The sequence below is a fragment of the Streptomyces niveiscabiei genome (genome assembly GCF_001419795.1).
Taxonomy (GTDB): Bacteria; Actinomycetota; Actinomycetes; order Streptomycetales; family Streptomycetaceae; genus Streptomyces; species Streptomyces niveiscabiei.
Genome location: NZ_LIRL01001223.1, coordinates 1 through 5,839, shown reverse-complemented (window position 1 = coordinate 5,839; position 5,839 = coordinate 1). Strand labels below are relative to the sequence as shown.

At 69.4% G+C, this 5,839-nt stretch carries 5 protein-coding genes; 4 read left to right on the top strand and 1 reads right to left on the bottom strand.

Going from position 1 to position 5,839, the window contains the following annotated elements:
- The coding region (locus tag AOK24_RS42355; RefSeq protein ID WP_055725191.1) for a transglycosylase domain-containing protein at positions 1 to 2,230 on the bottom strand (2,230 nt) is incomplete at its 3' end.
- Between the two features lie 352 nt (positions 2,231 to 2,582).
- Between AOK24_RS42355 and AOK24_RS42350 the strand changes: the two genes are divergently transcribed.
- The 4 genes from AOK24_RS42350 to AOK24_RS42335 all read left to right on the top strand — a co-directional run.
- Complete coding sequence (locus tag AOK24_RS42350) at positions 2,583 to 3,383, top strand: ABC transporter permease (protein ID WP_055725190.1); 801 nt, start codon at positions 2,583 to 2,585, stop codon at positions 3,381 to 3,383.
- Positions 3,376 to 4,275, top strand: coding sequence for an ABC transporter permease (locus AOK24_RS42345; RefSeq protein WP_055725189.1), 900 nt, complete (start codon positions 3,376 to 3,378; stop codon positions 4,273 to 4,275). Before AOK24_RS42350 ends, AOK24_RS42345 begins: the two co-directional genes overlap by 8 nt.
- A 3-nt stretch (positions 4,276 to 4,278) precedes the next feature.
- Positions 4,279 to 5,244, top strand: coding sequence for an ABC transporter ATP-binding protein (locus AOK24_RS42340; RefSeq protein ID WP_055725188.1), 966 nt, complete (start codon positions 4,279 to 4,281; stop codon positions 5,242 to 5,244).
- 32 nt (positions 5,245 to 5,276) lie between these two features.
- The coding region (locus AOK24_RS42335; protein ID WP_055725192.1) for a DUF1707 SHOCT-like domain-containing protein at positions 5,277 to 5,839 on the top strand (563 nt) is incomplete at its 3' end.

Here is a 5,839-nt window from a genome sequence, read left to right as displayed (position 1 = left end):
TAGTACCCGGAGTACCACCGGTGGCCCCGCCCTGAGCGGCCCCGCCCTGGGTAGCACCCTGGTTCTGCCCCTGGGCGTCACCCCCGTCGGTGCCCCCGTCGGTCGGCGTACCGCCCTGCTCCGGCCCGGTGCTCTCCGTGCCCGACGGCGTCGGCGGCACCTCCTGCACGACGTCCGCCCCGTCCTGGAGCTGGAGGTCGAACTCGGAGGCCGGCGTCCCCTTGAGCGCGTCCTTCATGAACTGCGCCCAGATCTCGGTGGGCGCGCCACCGCCGTTGATGCGGGGCAGCCCCATCGCGCCGTACAGCGACTTGTGCGCGGCGGTCTCCGGGTCCTGGCCCATGACGGAGACGACGGTCGCGAGGTCGGGCGTGTAGCCCGCGAACCAGGCGGCCTGGTCCTCCTCGGCGGTACCGGTCTTGCCGGCGGCGGGCCGGCCGACGGCCTGCGCGGCGGTCGCGGTGCCGTTCTCGACGACGCTCTGGAGGATCGCGGTGGTGGTGTCGGCGGCCTCGCGGCTGACGGCCTGGGACGACTGCTGGGCGGGCAGCTCGATGGTGGTCTTGCCGTCCTTGGTGATCTTGTCGATCAGGGTGTACGTGCCGTGCTTGCCGTGGTTGGCGAGGGTGGCGTACGCCTCGGCCATGTCGAGGACACTGCCGGTGGCGACGCCGAGGGCGATCGAGGGTGACGCGGTTAGCTCTGGAGTACTACTCGGCAGCCCCAGCGCGACGGCGGTGTCCTTGACCTTGTCGGAGCCGACGTCCACGGCCATCTGCGCGTACACCGAGTTGATCGACTTGTCGGTGGCGGTGCGGACGGTGACGTTGCCGTAGTCGACGTCGTCCTCGTTGGCGGGGGCGTAGCTGCCGCCGCTCCAGCCCTGCACGGGACGCTTGTTGTTGCCGTCGTACACCGTGTTCGGGGTGATGAGACGGCCGTCCTGCGTCTCGGACTTGTTGTCGACGGCCGAGGTGAAGACGAACGGCTTGAAGGTGGAGCCGACCTGGAAGTCCTGGCGGGTCGCGTTGTTCGTGTACTGCTTGACGTAGTCGATGCCGCCGTACATCGCGAGGACCTTGCCGGTCTTCGGGTCGACGGCGGCGCCGCCCGCGCGCACGTAGTTGTCGACCTTGTTCTTCTTCTTGTCGAGCTTGTCCATCAGGTTGTCGTTGACGGACTTCACGAAGGCGTCCTGCTTGGCCTTCTCCAGGGTCGTGGTGATGCGGTAGCCGCCGCCGTCGAGCTCCTCCTCGGTGAGGATCTTGTTGTCCTTGAGGTAGTCCTTGATGGCGGTGACGATGTACCCGCGCTGCCCGGACATGCCGGTCGAGGCGCCGCTGGACTCCAGCGGGGTCGGGAACTTCATCCCGGTCCGCTTCGACTGCTCCAGCCAGCCCTTCTTGACCATGCCGTCGAGGACGTAGTTCCAGCGGGCCTGGGCCGCCGCCTTGTTCTCGGGGTGCGCGATGACGTCGTACTCGCTGGGCGCGTTGAGCAGCGCGGCGAGGTAGGCGCCCTGGCCCGGGGTGAGGGCGGTCGCGTCGACGCCGTAGTACGCCTGGGCGGCGGCCTGGATGCCGTACGCGTTACGCCCGAAGTATGACGTGTTCAGGTAGCCCTCAAGGATCTTGTCCTTGCTCTGCTCCTGGTCCAGCTTGATGGAGATGAAGAACTCCTTCACCTTGCGGGAGACGGTCTGCTCCTGCGCCAGGTAGTAGTTCTTCACATACTGCTGGGTGATGGTCGAGCCGGACTGCTTGCCCTTGCCCATCGCGGTGTTGATGCCGGCGCGGAGCATCGCCTTGGGGTCGATCGCGGACTCGGTGTAGAAGTCGCGGTCCTCGGCGGCGAGCACCGCGTGCTGGGCGTCCTTGGAGATCTGCGCGAGGGTGACGTTCTCGCGGTTGACCTCGCCGTCGCGGGCGATCTCGGTGCCGTCCGCGTAGAGGTACAGGTTGGACTGCTTGGTGGCGAGGGCGTTGGCCGGCGGGATCTTGACCATCGAGTAGCCGAGGTAGAAGAGGCCGACGAGCGCGAGGACACCGACGATGAAGGTGCCGAGCACGATCCGCCAGGTGGGGATGATCCGCCGCCACCCGGTGCGCTTCGGCCGCTTGGCCTTCTTGCTGCCGTCCTCAGGGGCGTCCGGGACGCCCGTGGCGTCGCCGAGGGGCTCTCTCGGCGCCCATCCCTGGGGCGGTCGCTGCGGCTGCGGCTCGTCGCTCATGTGTTGCTCGGACTCCTGTGCGTGCCTGGTGCTCTGGCGTGTGTCTCGTGATTCTCGCGCGGCGAGCTGTGGCTCGTGCGGGTTGTGGTGCTCGCGGGCCGTGCGACCCGTTACTGCTCGTTGCTGCTCGGCGGACCCGAGGTCCTCGGCGGGCTCGTCGTACTCGATTTTCGCGCGCCTCTGATCTGAAGACTCTCGCACCATGCGAACCGTTCCCGGCAATCGGCACGCGTTGGCGGAGAAAACGCCTGGCACGCCGCCGTTCCTGCGCACTAGGCTCCTGCGCTTCGGTGCCGTGCGACGAATGTCACGTCGCGCGGGGAGGTCTCGGACGAGGAGGAGGACGCTCGCGGTGGGTCCGGCGCGGTTGTACGCGGCTGTCGCGGCGGGGGGTTTCCGACGGTACGCGACGTACCGGGTGGCGACGGCCGCGGGGGTCTTCACCAATACGGTCTTCGGCCTGATCCTGGTCTATACCTATCTCGCCCTGTGGGACGAGCGTCCGAATCTCGGCGGGTACGACCAGGCGGAGGCGGTGACGTACGTCTGGCTCGGCCAGGCCCTCTTCGCGACGCTCGCGTTGCAGAGCGGCGGCATGGAGGTCGACCTCATGGAGCGCATCCGCTCCGGTGACGTCGCCGTCGACCTGTACCGGCCGGTCGACCTCCAGCTCTGGTGGCTGGCGGCCGACCTGGGCCGCGCGGCGTTCCAGCTGATCGGCCGGGGGGTGATCCCGTTCGCGATCGGCGCGCTGCTCTTCCCGACGGCCCTGCCCACCGACCCCCTGCGCTGGCTGGCCTTCCTGCTCGCGCTGGTCCTGGCGGCGCTGGTGAGTTTCGGCATCCGCTTCCTGGTCGCCCTCACCGGCTTCTGGCTCCTGGACGGCACCGGCGCGCTCCAGATGATGATGATCACCGGCCTGTTCTGCTCGGGCATGACCCTCCCGCTGAACGCCTTCCCGGGCGCCCTCGGCGACGTCGTCAAGACCCTCCCGTGGGCCGCCCAGCTCCAGATGCCGGCCGACCTGCTGATGGGCAAGACCTCGGTACTACACGTGTACGCCTTCCAGGCGGCCTGGGCCGTGGTGCTCCTCGTGGCAGGCCGCCTCCTGGTGTCGGTGGCTACCCGCAGGGTGGTGGTCCAGGGTGGCTGAGCTGCCTCAGAAGTACGACGGGTATGACGGGTCCGGGGGGTATGACGGGCCTGGGGCGTACGCCACCGTCGCGCCCGCCGGTAACCGGCTCACCGAGGGTCTGCGCGCCTACCGCATGATCACCGGCATGTGGATCCGCTCCACCCTCGCCTACCGCGCCTCGTTCGCGATGTCCCTGGTCGGCGGCCTCCTGCTGACCGGCCTCGACTTCGTCGGCATCGTCCTGATGTTCTCGCAGGTCGACTCCCTCGGCGGCTACACCCTCCCCGAGGTCGCCTTCCTGTACGGCCTCGCGGCCACGTCGTTCGGCATCGCGGACCTCTCGATCGGCTCGGTGGCCCGCCTCGGCCAGCGCGTGCGCGACGGCTCCCTCGACACCCTCCTCGTACGGCCCGCCCCGGTGCTCGCGCAGGTCGCCGCCGACCGGTTCGCGCTGCGCCGCCTCAGCCGCATCACCCAGGGCGCCCTGATCTTCACGTACGCGCTGTCCGCGCTCGACATCCACTGGACCCCGGAGAAGGTGCTCCTCGTGCCGGTGACCGTGCTGTCCGGCGGGGCGATCTTCTCGGCGGTCTTCGTCGCGGGCGGCGCGTTCCAGTTCATCGCCGAGGACGCGGCCGAGGTGCAGTCGGCGTTCACCTACGGCGGGGGGACGATGCTCCAGTACCCGCCGACCGTGTTCGCGAAGGAACTGGTGCGCGGGGTGACGTTCGTCTTCCCGCTCGCGTTCGTCAACTGGGTACCCGCGTCCTACGTGTTGGGCCGCCCGTACCCCCTGGACCTTCCCCAAGGCGCCGCGTGGGCACCGCCGTTGGTCGCCGCGCTGTGCTGCGCGCTCGCGGGGCTCGTGTGGCGGGCGGGCGTCAGGTCGTACCGGAGCACAGGGAGCTGAACCGTGGCGGAATTCATTCAAGTCGACGGCGTGGAGAAGGTGTTCGACGTCCGCAGGAAGACCGGCTTCCTGAAGCGCGAGCGCTCCCAGGTGCGCGCCGTGGACTCGCTCTCCTTCACCGTCGCGCGCGGAGAGATGGTCGGGTACATCGGCCCGAACGGCGCCGGGAAGTCGACGACCATCAAGATGCTGACCGGCATCCTCACCCCGAGCGGCGGCCGGCTGCGCGTCGCCGGCATCGACCCCTCCCGCGAACGCACCCGCCTCGCCCACCGGATCGGCGTCGTCTTCGGACAGCGCACGACCCTGTGGTGGGACCTCCCGCTCATCGACTCCTACCGGCTGATGCACCGCATGTACCGCATCCCGGACGCCCGTTACGCCGAGAACCTCGACCGCCTCGTCCAACTCCTCGACCTCGCCGACCTGTTGGACCGCCCGGTACGCCAACTCTCCCTCGGCCAGCGGATGCGCGGCGACATCGCGGCGGCCCTCCTGCACGACCCCGACGTCCTCTACCTCGACGAGCCGACCATCGGCCTCGACGTCGTCTCCAAGGCCAAGGTCCGTGACTTCCTGCGGGAGTTGAACGCCGAACGCGGTACGACGGTCCTGCTCACCACCCACGACCTCCAGGACATCGAGCAGCTCTGCAAGCGGGTGATGGTCATCGACCACGGCCGCATGATGTACGACGGCCCCCTCGCCGGTCTCCACGAGGCGGGCGAGAGCGAACGCGTCCTCGTCGTCGACCTGGAGCGCGAACTCCCGCCCATCGACGCGGGCCCCTCCGCCCGCGTCGTACGCGTCGACGGCGTACGCCAGTGGCTCGCGTTCCCGGCGTCGGAGTCGGCGGCGCCGCTGGTCGCGCGGATCGCGGCGGAGTGTCCGCTGGTGGACCTGTCGGTGCGGGAGCCGGACATCGAGGCGGTGATCGCGAAGATGTACGCAGACAAGGCCACCGCGTAGTGCCGTACGCCGGTTCCTCGTAGGCTGGCCGTATGACCGACAACGCTCCGGAACTGCGCGCATCGGACGCCGACCGCGAACGGGTCGCGGAGATCCTGCGGGACGCCCTCGCGGAGGGCCGGCTCGACATGGAGGAGTTCGAGGAACGGCTGGAGACGACCTACAAGGCGCGTACGTACGGCGAGTTGGCGCCGATCACCCGTGACCTGCCCGCGCCGGGCGGTACGCCGCAGGCGCCGGTGAACCTCTTCAAGGAGCCGCCGTCCGACGGGAGTTGGACGGGCCGGGTACTCGGTGGCGGTGACACGTCGCCGAGTTGGGCCGTCGCCGTCATGGGCGGGTTCCAGCGCAAGGGGCGGTGGACCGTGCCCCGGCGGATGAACTGCGTAGCCTTCTGGGGCGGCGGCGAGATCGACCTGCGCGAGGCCGACTTCTCCGCCGGGGAGGTCGAGATCAACTGTGTCGCGATCATGGGCGGCATCCAGATCCTCGTACCGCCCGGCGTCGAGATCGTCTCCAAGGGCATCGGGATCATGGGCGACTTCAGCCACCGCGAGAGCGGGGTGCCCGCCGGGCCCGGCGGGCACCCCGCTCT